The sequence below is a fragment of the Allosediminivita pacifica genome, from assembly GCF_003054175.1.
GTDB lineage: Bacteria > Pseudomonadota > Alphaproteobacteria > Rhodobacterales > Rhodobacteraceae > Allosediminivita > Allosediminivita pacifica.
Genome location: NZ_QBKN01000047.1, coordinates 1 through 16,463 on the forward strand (window position 1 = coordinate 1; position 16,463 = coordinate 16,463).

Annotated in this window: 15 protein-coding genes and 1 pseudogene; 10 read left to right on the plus strand and 6 right to left on the minus strand. The window is 61.0% G+C overall.

The window, feature by feature from the left end; genetic code table 11:
• Positions 1-282: 282 nt before the first annotated feature.
• Both C8N44_RS21645 and C8N44_RS21650 read right to left on the minus strand, forming a co-directional pair.
• A complete protein-coding gene (locus C8N44_RS21645; RefSeq protein ID WP_158274125.1) occupies positions 283-1,695 on the minus strand; it encodes an ATP-binding protein in 1,413 nt (470 codons plus the stop codon).
• 8 nt (positions 1,696-1,703) lie between these two features.
• The gene (locus C8N44_RS21650; protein ID WP_076623841.1) at positions 1,704-2,426 is read right to left on the minus strand and encodes a response regulator; all 723 of its coding nucleotides are present in this window, start codon (positions 2,424-2,426) and stop codon (positions 1,704-1,706) included.
• Positions 2,427-2,655: 229 nt separating this feature from the next.
• Between C8N44_RS21650 and hflK (C8N44_RS21655) the strand changes: the two genes are divergently transcribed.
• The 6 genes from hflK (C8N44_RS21655) to C8N44_RS21675 are packed head-to-tail and all read left to right on the plus strand — an operon-like array spanning position 2,656 to position 9,243.
• A complete protein-coding gene (gene hflK / locus C8N44_RS21655; protein ID WP_107978828.1) occupies positions 2,656-4,194 on the plus strand; it encodes an FtsH protease activity modulator HflK in 1,539 nt (512 codons plus the stop codon).
• A 31-nt stretch (positions 4,195-4,225) separates the two neighbouring features.
• Positions 4,226-5,191, plus strand: coding sequence for a protease modulator HflC (gene hflC, locus C8N44_RS21660; RefSeq protein ID WP_107978829.1), 966 nt, complete (start codon positions 4,226-4,228; stop codon positions 5,189-5,191).
• Complete coding sequence (hflK, locus tag C8N44_RS21665) at positions 5,188-6,318, plus strand: FtsH protease activity modulator HflK (protein WP_107978830.1); 1,131 nt, start codon at positions 5,188-5,190, stop codon at positions 6,316-6,318. Before hflC ends, hflK (C8N44_RS21665) begins: the two co-directional genes overlap by 4 nt.
• A gap of 1 nt (position 6,319) precedes the next feature.
• Positions 6,320-8,422, plus strand: coding sequence for a peptidylprolyl isomerase (locus C8N44_RS21670; protein ID WP_107978831.1), 2,103 nt, complete (start codon positions 6,320-6,322; stop codon positions 8,420-8,422).
• A 55-nt stretch (positions 8,423-8,477) separates the two neighbouring features.
• The gene (locus tag C8N44_RS23490; protein WP_158274126.1) at positions 8,478-8,633 is read left to right on the plus strand and encodes a hypothetical protein; all 156 of its coding nucleotides are present in this window, start codon (positions 8,478-8,480) and stop codon (positions 8,631-8,633) included.
• Complete coding sequence (locus C8N44_RS21675; RefSeq protein ID WP_093411684.1) at positions 8,620-9,243, plus strand: SCO family protein; 624 nt, start codon at positions 8,620-8,622, stop codon at positions 9,241-9,243. The genes C8N44_RS23490 and C8N44_RS21675 overlap by 14 nt, the downstream gene beginning before the upstream one ends.
• On the opposite strand, the gene C8N44_RS21680 is transcribed toward C8N44_RS21675, so the two are convergent.
• Genes C8N44_RS21680 through C8N44_RS24220 form a run of 3 tightly spaced genes read right to left on the minus strand, consistent with a single transcriptional unit; the run spans position 9,233 to position 10,861 of the window.
• Positions 9,233-10,159 (minus strand): cytochrome c oxidase assembly protein, encoded by a 927-nt coding sequence (locus C8N44_RS21680; RefSeq protein ID WP_083697820.1) that lies wholly within the window; start codon positions 10,157-10,159, stop codon positions 9,233-9,235. The genes C8N44_RS21675 and C8N44_RS21680 overlap by 11 nt on opposite strands.
• A gap of 47 nt (positions 10,160-10,206) precedes the next feature.
• Positions 10,207-10,551, minus strand: a complete 345-nt coding sequence (locus tag C8N44_RS21685; RefSeq protein WP_308420229.1) for a TFIIB-type zinc ribbon-containing protein — start codon at positions 10,549-10,551, stop codon at positions 10,207-10,209.
• Positions 10,541-10,861, minus strand: coding sequence for a hypothetical protein (locus C8N44_RS24220; protein ID WP_146178898.1), 321 nt, complete (start codon positions 10,859-10,861; stop codon positions 10,541-10,543). The genes C8N44_RS21685 and C8N44_RS24220 overlap by 11 nt, the downstream gene beginning before the upstream one ends.
• A 956-nt stretch (positions 10,862-11,817) precedes the next feature.
• On the opposite strand from C8N44_RS24220, the gene C8N44_RS21695 reads away from it, so the two are divergent.
• Positions 11,818-12,105 (plus strand): hypothetical protein, encoded by a 288-nt coding sequence (locus tag C8N44_RS21695; RefSeq protein WP_076623833.1) that lies wholly within the window; start codon positions 11,818-11,820, stop codon positions 12,103-12,105.
• Between the two features lie 41 nt (positions 12,106-12,146).
• Here C8N44_RS21695 and C8N44_RS21700 read toward each other — a convergent pair whose 3' ends face one another.
• Entirely contained in the window at positions 12,147-12,809 is a 663-nt protein-coding gene (locus C8N44_RS21700) for a L,D-transpeptidase (protein ID WP_076623832.1), read from the minus strand.
• A 354-nt stretch (positions 12,810-13,163) separates the two neighbouring features.
• Between C8N44_RS21700 and C8N44_RS21705 the strand changes: the two genes are divergently transcribed.
• The 3 genes and pseudogenes from C8N44_RS21705 to C8N44_RS21710 form a co-directional block, all read left to right on the plus strand.
• Entirely contained in the window at positions 13,164-15,458 is a 2,295-nt protein-coding gene (locus tag C8N44_RS21705; protein WP_107978833.1) for a heavy metal translocating P-type ATPase, read from the plus strand.
• Between the two features lie 124 nt (positions 15,459-15,582).
• Positions 15,583-15,726 (plus strand): annotated as a pseudogene (locus C8N44_RS24225) (LysR family transcriptional regulator); the annotation flags it as partial.
• A gap of 39 nt (positions 15,727-15,765) precedes the next feature.
• On the plus strand, positions 15,766-16,463 hold a 698-nt coding region (locus tag C8N44_RS21710; RefSeq protein WP_425352948.1), incomplete at its 3' end, for a LysR family substrate-binding domain-containing protein.

Sequence of the window (16,463 nt, forward strand, 5' to 3'; positions counted from 1 at the left end):
CCGTATCCACGATCACAAGATCAACCGCCTCGACGAACTGCTCCCGTGGAACTGGAAGTCGTAGGATCAGGCGACGGTATCAACCGGTCGGTTACGGTCGGACTCTCGCTCTGTGCGCTTTTGCGATGTTCACGATCGTAATGGCCACAGTGGTGACGATCGTCTATGCATTCTAAGCATTGCGCACCGAGTGTCTTCACAGGTCCAGGTTTTGACGGAGAGGAACCACCTGATCGGCGCAGTTCTCGGCGAGCAGACCGATCCGAAGATGCAGACGGCTCGCTACTTGACGTCTTGAAGCTCTTTGGTGAAATGCACCGGCAAACTGACGCGGATTTCCAGCCCGCCCACATCTCGGTTGGAGAGCCGTATTTGGCCACCGTGAGACTCTACAATTCTCTTCGCTATTGCCAGTCCCAACCCCAGGCCTCCGGTCTCTCGATTGCGTGAAGCATCCAGTCGATGAAACGGAAGGAATACTCGCTCCAAGTCTTTGGCCGGGATACCGGGGCCGCTGTCGGCAATGACAATTTCGGCTGCCTGGGCATCGGACCGAACATCGACAACTGCGCAAGTGCCATAACGTATCGCGTTCTCAATCAGGTTCGTCAGAGCACGCTTCAAGGCTACGGGCCTGCAAGGCAAAATAATACCGTCCGGAATCGCCGCCGTCACATCATACTCCAACTCTGCCAAATCATCGCAAATCGCTTCAACAAGGGCACCAAGGTTCGTCATGCTAGTCGATTCGCTTTCGGTTCCCTCGCGAGCGAAGGCGAGAGTGGTCTGTAGCATCTGGTCCATTTCGGCAAGCGAACTGACGATCCGCTCCCGGACATCAGATTCGTCAATTGTCTCGGCCCTCAGCCGAGCGACCGTAAGCGGCGTTCGCAGATCATGCGAGATGGCGGCAAGCATTTGTGTGCGTTGTTCGAATTGTGAACGGATACGGAGTTGCATCTCATTGAATGCTCCTATCGCCTCACGAAGTTCGTACGGTCCGGTCAGAGGCAGGGACGGCGCCTGAACGTCTTGAGAGAATGAAGTTGCCGCGTCGGCAAAGACCCGCACCGGCAAGAGCAGCCGTCTGACTGTCCAGACGGAAAGCAGAAGGACAGCGAAAAGAAAGATTCCCGTCGTTGCGACCACTTTTGGCCATCCGGGAGCCGCCGCTAGGGGTAGCATGGTTGTGAAATCAATCCGTTCACCCGTCGGTAGCGGCACCGAAACAAGGAGCGCAGTATCCTGATCATGTCCCGTAGCCATGCGCAGCAATCGCGTTTGAAGCCATTCAATGATCGTTGCGTTGACTGACAGTTCATCCCGTGGCTTGGCCTCGCCGATTTCCACTTGGATTGGCTCATCCACGGCCGTTTGTATCCGACGCTTGAGCAGTTCGCCAAGGCGGGCAGACTGCGGGTCGTCCACCACATTAACCGAAGAAGGGGTGATAGGCACCAAGGAGACTCGAAAGCTATGACTTTCGGAGGCGCGCGCGACCAACTCGCGATCATCATCAGGTACACTTAGAATGATGTCGGAAATCGCCGCGACGAGTTGTGCGATATGTTGTTGCTCGGTCTCGTTTAGGACGACCCTGCGATGTTCCTCGAAAATTATGATTGTCAGCAAATGGGTAGCGATCAGCCCGAGTATTAACACGGCAGCTGTTTGACCGACGAGACTCTTCGGCAAGAGGCGCCTCATCCCCGGACCACCTCAGCTGAAAAGATGTATCCGCCGCCCCATACGGTCTTGATGATTTCGGGATTTTGAGGGTCTAGCTCAATCTTCCGGCGCAGGCGGCTGATTCTCGTGTCTATGCTCCGGTCAACAAAGTCGGCATCTCGACCGCGGGTCAGATCGAGCAACTGTTCCCGGGTCAGCACCGTTCCCGGTCTTTCGATAAAGACTCTCAGGAGATTGAATTCAGACGTGCTCAGGGGCACGACCACATCGGAAACGGACCTTAGCCTCCTTGCGGAAAGATCAAAGATCCAACGGTCGAAACGCCACGCTGCGACGGAAGATTTGCTTTCGCCCACGGGAAGTGCTCGTGCCCGCCTTAGAACGGCGCGGATCCGTGCGATCAGTTCCCGGCCGCCAAAGGGCTTGGCCAGGTAATCGTCCGCTCCCATTTCAAGCCCGAGCACCCGGTCGAACTCCTCTCCCCTTGCGGTAAGCATGATCACGGGCACCTCGGATTTGGCGCGAAGATCCCGGCAGAGCGTCAGCCCGTCATCGCCGGGAAGCATGAGGTCGAGAACGACAAGGTCAATCTGTTGGACTTTGAGAAGACGGCGCATCTGGACGCCGTCCGCGACGCTGCTCACACTGTATCCGGCCCGAGACAAAAGTCCGGCAACCAGCTCGCGGATCTCGTGGTGGTCATCGACGACTAGAATGTGTGCCTGATGCTCTGTCATGACCTCCTGATACCCGCGACACGACGAGGCGTCCCGAAAAAAGATGTGTCAAGGTTTTACAACTGGGCAGTTCGATAACGTTCGTCAGAAAATCCTACCCTAGCGACAAAGGAGTGAAACAACCTTCTCCTAAAGGGACTGTCAGCGCGAATGGAAACCTCACCGATGTTCAGTGCGCCATTCGTCTATCAAAGCCGGTCAAGGAAACGAGAGAGAGGTCTTCCGAACGATGGACCGCAAGGAACGCACAGTACTCATCACGGCCGTGATCAACGTTCTGCTGATCTTGTTCAAGTTCTGGCTTTCGGTCGTATCCGGAAGCATTGCTTTGCGATCCAGCGCCCTGCATTCGCTGACGGACCTGGCTATCGGCCTTTTTGTCCTTGCCGGGCTGTACCTCAGCCGCCGGATCCGCGGCTCTGATCCGGTGCGGCAGGGCGTAGGCGCCTTGGAAAACCTCATAGCCCTGATCGTTTCCGGAGCGATCTTCTATGTCGGCATCGAGATCGTTATCGACGTCCTGGCCGGGACAAGCGCGGAACTTCGGAACCTGGTCCCGATCACGCTGGCCTCGCTCGTCACCGTCGCAGTGGCCTATGTGATCGCCCGCTATAAACTTTACGTTGGCCGCCAGACGGGGTCGCCGGCCCTGATCGCGAGCGGCTACCACTCTCAGGTCGACATTTATGCCTCCATCGTTGTCGTCGTTGGACTGGCCGGCTCCGCTTTGGGGTTGTCGAAACTCGATCTAGCGGCGGCGGCGATCGTTGCCGTGATGGTCTTCCTGTCGGGGTTCCAGATCGCCGCCTCGGCCATCGCGGCTCTGCGACAGCGGCGCCTCCTGGATCTGGAGGGCGAGACCGGGGTGACCGCCCCGAAGCATGTCAATCTTCGGGCGGTCGTTCTCGCCGGTGCGTTTCTCATTGCGGGGCTGTTTCTCGTTAGCGGCTTTTACACCGTGCAGCCAGGCGAGACGGCGGTCGTCCGACGGTTCGGCGCGGTCGTCGCCCGGACCGGACCCGGCCTGCACTACCGTTGGCCAGCGCCTGTCGAGCGCGTCGATGTTGTCGCCTCCGATCAGGTGCGCCGGATCGAGACACCGCCAACCCAGATGCTGACCGGCGACGAGAACCTGATTTCGGTGCGGGCAAGCGTTCATTACACGGTACAGGATCCTGCCGCCTATCTTCTCAATGTCGCGGATCCCGAGGAGTTGGTGATGGAGACGTCGATCGCCGCTTTCCGCGGCGTCGTCGCCGGCGAATCCGTGGACGCGCTGCTGACTGTCGACAAGACCGAAATCGAGCAGAAAGCGATGGCCACCGCGCAGGCCGCGCTTGACCGGAACGAAAGCGGGCTGCGCGTCTCGGGCGTACAGCTCCTCGAGAGCGCGCCTCCGCGCGAAGTCGCCGAGGCGTTCCGCGATGTTGCAAGCGCACGCGAGGATCGCAACACTTTCGTCAACGAGGCGACCGCCTACCGAAACGAAGTGTTGCCCGTGGCCCGCGGCGATGCGGATCGAATGCGTCAGTCCGCGCAGGCCTACGCAGCCGAGAGGCTCGCGCGGGCGTCCGGGGAAGCCGCGAGTTTCGTTGCGCGTCAGACCGCTTACTCGAAGGCACCAGAGATCACGCGTCAGCGACTGTATCTGGAAGCTGTCGAGCGGTCTCTGAACGGCGTTCGCAAACTGATCGTCGATCCGGCCACCACGCCGGACACAACCGATCTCTGGCTCCCGCAGCCATCCAGCCGGCGCTTGCAGCCCTGATCAATCAGAAAACACGTGGGGTACCCCAAAAATGAAAATCCTTCGCTTTCTTGGCTTCGGGGCTTTGGCGCTTGCGTTCCTGGCCGTCAGCCTGGTCTACTTTCAGGTCGATACCACCGAGGATGCCATCGTTACCCAGTTCGGCAACCCCGTGAGGATCATTAACGAACCCGGGCTTTATGCAAAGCTGCCCGATCCGGTGCAGAGCGTCGTCAAGATCAGCAATCAGTTACAGGTCTACACACTGCCACGAACCGAGTTTCTCAGCGGCGACAAAAAGAACATCGTCGCGGAAGCCTACGCGACATGGCGCGTGACCGATGCGCTCGCCTTCGTCAAGAACGTCCGCGACTTGCGCGGCGCGGACTTGCGGCTGAATGATATCGTGCGCTCCGAACTGGGTGCGGCGCTGGGGCAGGTCGAGCTGGGTCAACTCGTTACAGTAGATACCTCCAACGTCAAACTTCCCGATACCCTGGCGGCGGTGCGCGAGCGCGCCGCGGCCCGGACGGAGCCTTACGGGTTCACCGTAACGGACGTGCAGCTCAAGGAACTGACCTTCCCGCCCGCTAACCTTTCGAGCGTATTCCAGAGGATGCGGTCCGAGCGCGAAGCCATAGCGCGGCAGTTTCGCTCCGAAGGGACCGAGGAAGCAGCCCGGATCAGGGCAGAGGCCGATACGGAAAAGGCGGCGATCCTGGCTGCGGCAAGCCAGGACGCCACCGAGACGCGCGGCCGCGCCGACGCGGATGCGGTATCCATCTACGCAGGGGCGTTCGGCAAGGACATGGAGTTCTACCAGTTTTCCCGGACGCTGGAATCCTACGACAAGTTCATCGACGACGGCACGACCCTTATCCTGCCGTCCGACTCTGAGCTGTTACGCTATCTCGATCCGCGCAGCGTGCTGCAACCGCCCCCCTCCGCAGGTCCGAGCAACGTTGCCGATGCCGAAGCGGATACAGGCCGGAGCACTGCGCCGGGGGTCCGGCCATGAGCGACGACACCCCTCTCTCGCATGACGACCCGGCGTCCAGGCCGGCTGGCAGGTGGAAGAGCCGCGCCCGACGGGTTCGGAACGCCGCGGCGGAAGCAGCCCGCGGCCTTGCCACCGGCGCCGAGTCGCCCGTCGCAGACATGCGGGTCGCGCTTGGCCACTTCCGGCCGGCCTATCTGGTCTGGGGGCTGCTCGCATCGGGTCTGGCCGTCTATCTCGCCACGGGCGTCTACTCGGTGGAACCGGGAGAGGCCGCTGTGGTCCGGCGTTTCGGCGCCGTCGTCGCGCCACGTGTGCAGCCGGGGCTTCACTACCGGCTGCCCTGGCCCATCGACCGCGTGGATGTCGTCAACGTCAGCACGGTGCGCCGCGAACAGGTCGGCATCGACTCGAAGGAGGAAGATCACAGCCACCCCGAGCCCCCGTCGAAACTTCAGGCGCTGTCGGGCGACACCAATGTCGTGGATATCGAAGTGATCGCGCAGTATCAGGTTCGGGATCCGGCGGACTATCTGCTGAACATCGGCAATGCACCCTATCTTACCGTGCGCGACGCGCTTCGCGGCGCGGTGACGCAACTCGTGACCGGACTGCCCGTGGACGCGCTTCTCACCAGCGGCCGCCAGTCGCTTCAGCAGTCGATCCGCGACGAGGCCCAGCGGCGCCTCGATGCCTACGGCAGCGGGCTGGCGATCGTGGGCATCGACCTGCAGAAGGCCTTCCCGCCACAGGACGTCGCCGATGCCTTTTCGGGCGTGAACACGGCCAGAGAGGAAAAGGCCAGGATGATAAACGAAGCGCGCGGCTACGCGAACAGCCTGATCCCCGAAGCCCGTGGCGAGGCGCAGCAACTGGCGGCCGAGGCGCAGGCCTACAGGTCCGGCGTCCTGGCGTCTGCCACCGGCGCGGCCCAGGCCTTCGAGTATCTTCTGGCCGAGTATCGCAGCAACTCGGTCGCCTTCGGCGAAGACGTGACCCGGTATCGCATGTTTCTCGATACGATCGAGAAGATCCTTCCCCGGGTCCGCGTCTATGCCCTTGATACAGAACGGGGAGGACGCTTCAACCTCAAGCTCTTCGGCCAGGAGTCCTCTGGCCCGATCCTTTCGCCGGCCGGGCTTCGGTAGCATGGCCGGGGGCTGGAAACAAAATTGGCAGGACGTGATCGCCAGCTTGCGCGGCCGGGCGGATTCGGAGCCGGAGACAGAAGCCGCCTCGGAGGAACCGGAAACCCACGGTTCCGGAATCACGCGGCCATCGGCTGACGGCACCGCCGGCGCGGATCGGGAAACCACGCGCGACACATCCGGCGACAGCGCCAGACCCGCGCCCGAAACCCGGCCATCGCGCGGCTCTGGGAAACGCCACTGGCGGATGGGCGGACTTGCCGGGGCCATCGGCATCGTTACCGTGATGGTCTGGTACTATGCATCCGGAGATCAGGTGGCCGAGACTCCGCCGGCACCGGATGTGGTCGCGACATATGACGGGGGAAGGATCACGCTGGACGACATCGCGGCGCACATGAAGATGATGTCAAGCGAGGACGCCGATGTGTTGATGCGATCGCCGAACGCCATCATCGGCGTGGTCGAGGACCTGATCTCGGACCGGATCGTCCTGCGATGGGCCGCCGAACGCAAACCGCAAGGCGACGAATCGTTCCGTCATGCCGCGAAGCACATCGACGAAGAGTTGTCGCTTGCCGCATTGTCCGACCAGATTCATGAAGAAGAGCTTACGGTCAGCGAGAGCGACCTTCGCGCCTATTATGACGCGAACCGGGCCGCCCTTGCCGGCCAGACCTTCGAGGAAGCGCGGGAAGGTATCAGCCGGACGCTGAAGGCCCGGCGCGAACCTGACTACGTCGCATCCTATGTCGAGCGCCTCAGGTCAAACGCCTCGATCACGAGGAACTACGACCTTCTGCAAGTGCCATCGCCCACGGACGACGAACTGCGACGATACTACGATGAGAACCGGGACAGCTTCAAACTGACCCGGAGCGTGATCGTCGATGAACTTGCGTTTCCGATTGCCTCGTTCGGGGACGCGGCGCGCCAGAAAGCCGCCGACGCCCTCTTGCGGATTCGCGGAGGAGCGACATTCACCGAAGCCGCTGCCGACAAGGAGGGAACCAGGAAGACGTCGGGCCGCGAGGTCGCGGAGGGCACCGAGGCGCCTGAATGGGAGACGGCCGTGTTCGCGCTGGTGCCGGGCGAACTCGCCAGCGTCTTCCAGACGGAAGACGCGTTTTATGTCGTGCGCCTCGTCGAGTCCAGGCCGGCCCGGACACGGGAGCTCTCCGAGGTCCGTGCGGAGGTCGCCGAAGCCGTCGCGCAGCGGAAGGAGGAGGCCTGGTTCGCGGCGAACGGCGACAAGACGCTGTTCACGATCAAGAGCGAGCGTTACAGCCTCGGACAGTTTTACAACGAGTTCCGGGAACTGCCCCGCGGGTCAAGGCTTGAATACAGTGCCCCTGACGGTATGAAGCGCCTCGCGGACGACCTGATCGACAGAATGCTGCTGGTCAGCGACACCTACGATCAGCTTCTCGATGTGAAGACGCGGCCGCAGGCCGACGAATCCAGGTTGCGACTGATGGCACAAATGATGGAGCAGGAAGAGGTTGACGACCAGGTCGTGGTGAGCGACGCGGATATCCAGGACTACTACAGCCGAAACAGCGACCTGATTGCCTACCCGCCAAAAGCCAGAGTCCGTTATGTCCGCATCGGTTTGGGCAGTACCGCGGACGAAAAAGCTCGCGCGCGCGAACGGGCGGACGAAGCCTACGCGAAGCTGGTCCCCGGCTTCCTGGGCAAAGCCGAGGAATTCGCAATCGTCGCGCGAGACTACTCCGAGGATTCCGACAGTGCGGGAACGGGCGGAGAACTGAGCGGCTGGGTCGGTGAGGGTGCTGACCCGCTGTCAGAGATGTTCGATCACCCATTCCATCAGGCGGTCATGGCACTTGATCCGGGCGAGATCGGCAAGCCTTTCGAACTCGGCGACAGTCTCTACATCGTCGAGGTTCTGGAACGCACCGAAGCCCAGCCGGTATCGCTCGAAGAAGCGCGGCCATACATTGAAGACCTTTTGCGCGAAAGGAGACATGACGAACTCGCAGCGAGCCTTCAAGCCCGCCTCCTCGATGAGGCAGCCGTTACTGTCTATCCATCTGTTCTGGATAGCTATTTAGGAATGCAACCGAGATCGGCTGACCGATGATGGCACCTGAAGGTCAGCGTCCCGAACGCACATCAGAACCGTCCCGGAGGACCGCATGAACGAAGCCGCCAACCCAGGCACGGCAAAACAACTTCGCGCACTGAAGAAACGTGAAAACCGCAATATGCTCCTCATCCTCTCCGCCGTCGGCTGCCTGTTCCTGGGCGGTGCGTTCGCAGTTGCGCTTGTTGTCGTCTATGCCCCGTTCTGAACGGCTTGCGACCCGCCGGGACATCCTCCGCCTGGCCTTGGCCGGGGCACTGTTGCCCCTGTCGGCCTGTGACGATGGCGGCTGGTACGGCAAGGATGTCACCGGCCTGTTGCCCGAGATGGCCTTTGCGATGACCCGCGCCCGAGACGGCGCGGCCGTGACCGAAGCGGACTATCGCGGGCAGGTTGTCGCAATGTTCTTCGGGTTCACCTTCTGCCCTGACATATGCCCGATGACGCTGGCAAACCTGAGCGCCGTCCTGGACAGGCTCGGGGACGATGCGGAGGCGATCACCGTGCTTTTCGTCACGGTCGATCCCCTGCGGGACACGCTCCCCGCGATGGCGGACTATGTTTCGGCCTTCACGCCACGGGCGCAGGGGCTGCGCGGAACGGACAATCAGCTCGCGCGCCTCGCGAGGCGTCTGAAGGTGACGTACAGGGTCGACAGGCCGGGTCCGGACAAGCCCGACTATGCCGTCTCTCACGGAAAATCGGTCTACATCTTCGACGCCACCGGCGCCGCACGGGTCATGTGGCCGCAATTCGACACGACCGATGCGGATATCGACGCCGCCACGCGCGATCTGAGACGTCTCCTCAGCGGCTGAGATGCTTTGCGTCCTGTTCTCGCATCATGTTTCTGACGACGATCAGCAGAGCAATCACGCTCATCATTGCCGGCGGGATCCAGATCACGATTCCGCCTATCTGCTGATCGGCAACCGCGCCGATCGAAGGAAAGTAACGGCCGCAGAAGGCGTAATACGGAAAAAGATCCCGTTCCGCGAAGGTGATGAGCGCGCCCAGAACGATCTGCGGGAACATGACGCCGATCGCCAGTGCGGCGCGAACGCCGTAGCTGACCCGCGCGACACCTGTGGGCCTGGGGTCGACCACCAGCGTCCAGAACAGGATACCGTCGACCACCATCGACCAGTTCATCACCTGATACAGGACCGGATCCAGCATCGCGCGGAAGTGCACGGGCGGTATCAGCCAAAAATAGAACAGGCCAACGAAGAGAAGCACCGCGACGGCCGGATGCTGCACCACGGACACCGTCGAGCGCAGGTATCGGTTCCCGACGATCCGTCTCAGCCAGTCCGGCCCGCCGGCCAGGATGGCGGGGCCGGCCCATCCAAGCGCGACGAGCATCGCGCCGACGTGGTGCATGGCGACGTGCTGAAGCCGGTTGGTGAAGAACATCCTCTGCGCGAGAAATTCGAACTGGGTCTGCGTCACCGTCCAGAGCAGCGCCAGACCCGCGAAGAACGCGGCTCGGCGCCAGACCGGCGGCCGGTCATCGGCCGGCATCCTGCGCAACCCTCTGAGGAACCAGTATCCCGACACGCTGATGGCAAGGTAAATGAGCCATGAGAACTCGTATGGCAGAAAGAATGGCAGGCTGGTCGGCACGAATGTGCTGCCAGCCCACAAGGCTGCGCCAAGGACGGCGATAAGCCCCGGGGCCAGGACGTCGCCGCGGCTGACGGCCGCGGCGGTTCTTCCGTCAGAGGTTTTCATCCCTCTGCCGCGCGCCGGGAAGATCCTGCCAGAAACACTTCCGGCGGTCAGTCGAACAATTCATGCAGCCAGGATTTGCGACGGTAGCCGCGCTGCTTGTGACTGCCGTGCCCGCCGTAGTCCCTGGGCATTGTGTTGTCATATCCGGGGGCGTTGCCGACCGCGAACTCGCGCGAGCTGCGCTCGACGATCTTGTCCAGTTCGCCGCGGTCCAGCCAGACCCCACGGCATTCCATGCAAAAGTCTACCTCGACTCCCTGCCGTTCCGACATGCTCAGCGGCACGTCACAGACCGGGCACCTCATTCCGCCTCTGGCGTTCATTCCGTTCTCTTTCGCTTCCTTCTGACGCCGTTCAGGCTCCCGCCCCGGCTCTTTCAGTTCAATGACCATGTGCCAACCCTACCTTTCCGGTGCCATTGACAGCCGCACCGCCGCTGTGGGGAGACGATTCTTCCCTCATCTTCCAAAACCGCAGCGCGTTGCTAACGACCAGCAACGACGCGCCGACGCCGGACGCGATGGCACCCAACATCGTAGCCGTGCCGAACGCGGTAAAGCCGCCGGACGCGTTAGTGCCCGCGAAAAAGCGCGGCTCCTTCAGCGTCGTCGAAGCCGTGCACCAGGAAACTGTGGCCTTTGCCAGAAGGCGCCGGTGGCTTAGTCCCCGCATCGACGCTGTGGCACGCTTGATCTTAATCATTGACGGACCCGAGGTCGTGGATGTGGTATCCGATGCGCCCGCCACAGTGTTGGGCGCGGCTGTCATGCTCGTCGTTGGAATTCGGCTGGCTGGACATGGAGAATCCCTCTAGGTCTCGTCTGTCCTGCACATACTTCCTCTAGTGGCTGTAGATTCAAGGGAGTTTCTGGAGTTTTCTTTCCTGAGGACTTCAATAATGGTGCTAGTTACTCCCGGAAGACCGGACGGCGAGGGAATCAAGTATCTCACCTCTGCGGCCACCCAAGAAGCAGAGATCGGGACACCTCCAAACGCAGGAACCGTGAAGCAGGCTTTCAGGTTCCATTGGCGCTGGAGACCGTGAAGGGTGAGCTCACCGTGACGCATGTGCCGCGGAGTACCGTATGCATCCGACGATGATCCATCATCGTAAGAAGGCACTGCTCGGGACCAGCTTCTGTGTCGGAGCACCACACAAGGCGTTCCGCCGCTTCCATCCATCTGAGATCATGAACAGCGATCAGGGTAAGCAGTTTGCGTCTTACGCCGAATGGACCGGGTGAAGCGGATCGGCCCCAGGATCTAGATAGAGGGCAAACGGGGGCTGCCGCCACAACATCTTGATCGATCGCCTGACACAGCTTATAAAACACTGAGGGTATAGAATTAACTCGGATGCCTTATGTCAGTCTATGGCCAGGAGCGGTGCAGTTGGAGCTATTTGTCCATCACCTACCAAGTAACACCTTCGCCGGGCTGCGATGCCGCAGTTCGCAGACAGGGAGGCGTCGCGTCTCACAATAGTCCGGAAAACTTGATTGACCTCAGCCAGAGTTGCCGTAAAGATAGACAAAATCTATAGATACTAGAGCTATAGATTCTCACGAAACATGCATCCAATCGATGCGAGCGCAGTGAACAGCGCCTTGACCTGGCAACATACCAAGCCGCGCGCAAACGAGGCAAGAGAGGCAGCCATGCAAACAAAGTACAGAAACTGTTCCCTGGTGATTATCGCCTCCGCTCTGCTTGCCAGCTGCGGGATCACAAACACGGAAGGCCAGAACGATCGATATGAAATCGGCAATATTCCAGAGAATGTTGTTGCCATGGCCGCTCCCGATCAGGATTTGTCGACGGCTCGCCTGCAAAGCGAAGACGATTGTTACTGGTATATGCATGCCGGCCCAGTGGAAACCACTCTCGTGCCGCTTCGCGCAACTGGCGGCCGCCCGATATGCGTGGTGCAGCAGCCGGTATCTTAAGCGATTTCCGGCCTTCCACGCCTCAGGTGGAAGGCCAGAGGTCACCCCGGCCTCACGAGGCTGTCTTCTGCTGAGTAAAGATAAGCTGTCGAGCCGATCTCAACATTTTCGAACAGATCGTTGATATGAGCCATCACCATTCGAACGCAGCCTGAGCTTGCCCGCCCGCCAATGCTTTCGGGATACGGCGTGCCATGAATCCGCAGATATGTATCCCTGTCGCCGACGTACAGGTAAAGAGCTCTTGAACCGAGCGCATTGGCGGGGCCGGGCTCCACGCCATCTGCATACTGAGCATTCTGGGGATCCCGTTCGATCATGTTCTGTGTCGGCCGCCAGTGGGGCCATTCGACCTTGCGCTTGATCGTGTACGTACCTGGCTCGTAGAGATCCCCCTGGGCAATGGCTACACCATAACGCATGGCGGTACCGCCTTCCTCTATGTGGTAGAGGTACCTTGCCACGGCATCGACATGGATATCTCCGGGACGCAGTTCGTCGTTCGCCAATACCCGTTGAGGAAGGAACCTGGGATGCAGCCCCCAAGGGTTCGTGGTCGCGGGATCATAGCCAAATGGGGTGACCTCTGCGTCCCAAGCGGCTTTCTGTTGTTCGCTGGGCCAGTTATTGGCAAACGAAAGCGTCGGGACCGACGACGGGAGCAGCGCTGCAGTTGTCTGGATAAAGTGTCGTCTCGTCAGCATCTCAAGTTTCCCAAATGCACAGTGAACCGGTTCGATCGCTTGTACGCGATGGATGCGGTATAAAACCTCCAGCCCCTATAGCATCAAGGGGTGTCCCGGATTTTGTTGCGGAAAGCATCCCATCCGCCAGAAGTGAATCTCCTGCAGCTCTGGTCGCGACAGAACCCGATCAGCTAGGCGAAGACTCCCAATAGATTGCAGCCGTTCGCTGATACCGACATCGATCAGAGAACAATGTGGGCGAAGCAATCGTCGCAGCAACGAAAAGGACTTGAAGCTACAGTTACTATAGCCTGTAAGAACCGACTCGGTCAAAGATAGCCCCGGCCAGTTGCCGGGCCAGGAGCAAAGAAAATGAGTGGAGCCGAGCGCCGAGACTGGACTGTCAGCGGCATGGATTGTGCCGCCTGCACGTTAAAAGTGACGAAGGCCGTCGAGCGCCTTCCGGGTGTCAGCGGCGTAAAGGTAGCGCTGATGAGTGAGCGCCTTTCGCTGGATCTGGAGCCTGCCAGTACGGACCCTGCCGAGATCGAGGCCATCGTGAAGCGCCTCGGATACGGGATTGCGCAGCGTGGCGCGTCGTCGCCGGAGAATACGCTCGACGCCCCGAAAAAGGCTCACACTCATGGCGCTGACTGCGAAGGCTACGATCACGATCACGCCGACCACGGCCATGACCACGCCAAAGGCGGTGACAAAGGGCCGTCGTCTGCAAAGGCCGATGCCGGGCATGGCAGCCCCGGTCATGTGCATGATGACCCCGCCGATCGCGGCAAGGCGTGGTATCAGACCAACAAGGGACGGCTGGTGATCTTCACGGGGGCATTGCTTGTCCTTGCATGGGGTTTCGAGCTTCTGACCTCGGCGGACTACGGTTACTGGGCCTTTACCTTCGCCTGCGTGATCGGCGTCGCCCCGGTGGCGAAGCGCGCCTTCGAGGCCGTTCGCCTCGGGCAGCCCTTCACCATCGAAAGCCTGATGACCATCGCCGCCATCGGCGCCCTGTTCATCGGTGCAGCCGAGGAAGCGGCGCTTGTGGTGTTCCTCTTTGCTGTGGGCGAGGTGCTTGAAGGTGTGGCCGCCGGCAAGGCGCGCGACGGCATCAGGGCGCTGGCCAATCTGGTGCCCAAGACCGCACTTCTGGAAATCGACGGCAAGACCCGCGAAGTCCCGGCCGACCAGCTCGAGGTCGGCCAGCGCGTTCTGGTGCGCCCCGGGGACCGCATCCCGGCCGATGGCGAGATTGCCGAGGGCACCAGCGGTATCGACGAAAGTCCCGTGACCGGTGAAAGCGTCCCGGTTACCCGGGGGCCGGGAGAATCGGTTTTCGCGGGATCGATCAATACCGAGGCCGCGCTTCGCGTGACGGTGACGAAAACCGCAGCGGACAACACGATTGCGCGCATCATTCAGCTGGTCGAGGAGGCCGAGGACGCCCGCGCGCCGACTGAGCGGTTCATCGACCGGTTCAGCCGCTGGTACATGCCCGCCATCGTCTTGCTGGCGGCGCTGGTCATCTTGATCCCGCCGCTCGCTACCGGGGCCGACTGGAACACCTGGATCTATCGCGGCCTCGCGCTGCTGCTGATCGGCTGCCCCTGCGCCCTGGTGATCTCGGTTCCGGCTTCGATCGCCTCAACCCTCTCCTCGGGCGCCCGGAAGGGCCTTCTGATGAAGGGCGGCGCGGTCATCGAGGCCGCCGCCAAGGTTTTGGCGATCGCTTTCGACAAGACCGGCACACTGACCCACGGCAAACCGAAGGTGACCGACATCGTGCCCGCGCCCGGCGTGTCTGAAAGCGACCTGCTGGCCGTCGCGGCCGGGGTCGAGACCGGATCGTCGCACCCGCTGGCCCATGCCATCCTGCGTCGGGCGGAGGAGGCGGGGATCGAGGCCCTGCCGGCGACCGACGCACGCGCCATCGTCGGCAAGGGCGTCGAGGCACTGGTGGGCGGCGCGAAGGCCTGGGTGTCCTCGCCTCGCCACGCCGAGGAGTCCGGGGGCATCGCCGACGACCAGTCCGAGATCGCGGCGCGGCTGGAGACCGAGGGCAAGACGGTGGTCGCGGTGTTCCGCACAGGCCAGTCCCTTGGCCTCGTCGCCCTGCGCGACGAGCCGCGCAACGACGCCGCCGAGGCCATGGCCCAGCTGCGGGCGATGGACATCGCGCCGGTGATCCTGACCGGCGATAATCCCCGCACGGCCGAAGCCATCGCCGGGCAGCTCGGCATGGAATTCCACGCCAGCATGATGCCCGAGGACAAGCTGAGGCTGATCCGCGAGATGGGCGCAACCGGCGGCGTCATGATGATTGGTGACGGCATCAACGACGCACCGGCGCTAAAGCAGGCGAACGTGGGTGTGGCGATGGGCTCGGGCACCGACGTGGCACTGGAAACCGCCGATGCGGCGATCCTGCGCGACAGGGTGGTGGACGTACCGGCCCTGATCCGGCTTGCACGGGCCGCCATGGCCAATATCCGTCAGAACGTGGCCCTGGCGCTGGGTCTTAAAGCCGTGTTCCTGGTGACGTCCGTGCTGGGGCTGACCGGGCTCTGGATCGCCATCCTGGCCGATACCGGGGCCACGGTGCTGGTCACGCTCAATGCCCTGCGACTGTTGCGCTTCAATCCGTCTGACAATCGCTAGCATTTCCACGCAGAGCATACGCCGCCTTGAAACAAGGTTTGAAGACTTGGATTGAGGTTCGGCTCGTCAGTGTAGGGCTCCACAGAAAAAGACCTGAACACGAGGTGCGAGAGGATGTCGGACAGTGGAAAGGAGAAAACGTGAAATTGAGATTCGACACCTTCGATGCTTCGTCAACGCTGCTGATCATGGCAGTTTCCGAAAGGCTGGTAGCGTTATGCGTATCCGACAGTCCTCAGTCAGCCGTTGCATTCGCGACCTTGAGGATCGGCTCGGAACATCATTGTTTCACCGTCATCGAAGCGGCGTGAGCCTAAACCGCGCCGGTCACCAGTTTCTACCTCGAGCACGTCAGACAATTCGCGGGTTAGATGAGAGCCTGAATGCAATTGCATTACTTGGCAGATCAGAAAATGGCCGTATAAAAATCGGTATTTATTCATCGATTGCGTCGGGCTTTCTAGCCGAACTGCTCCGCTCCTTCGGGGATCAGCACAATGACGTACAGATCCAACTGATCGATGGAAACCCTGAAGAACACCTCGCTGCCATCCGTCAGTTGGAACTCGACGTCGCTTTCCTAACCGGAACCAGAGCGTGGCAAGATTGCGATAGCGCTTTTATGTGGTCAGAAGGTGTTTTCGTTGTCCTGCCTGAACGTCATGAGTTAGCCATCCTGACAGCAGTCGACTGGCACGAGCTAAGTTGTGAGGCCTTCATGGTCAGCGAAACTGCCCCGGGCCAAGAAATCTACGACTACCTGGTACGGAAGCTGGCAGACCTCAGTTGTCACCCTGACATACATGTGCAATCCGTAAGTCGAGATAACCTGCTGTCATTGGTTGCCATTGGGCGAGGTTTGACCGTAGTCAGCGAGGCGATGACGGCGACGAACTATCCTGGACTTGTTTTTCGACCGATCAAGGGCGAGCGCCTTCCATTTTCTGCAATCTGGTCGCCGAATAACGACAACCCCGCGTTCAGGCGTCTTCTGAGCATGGCGAG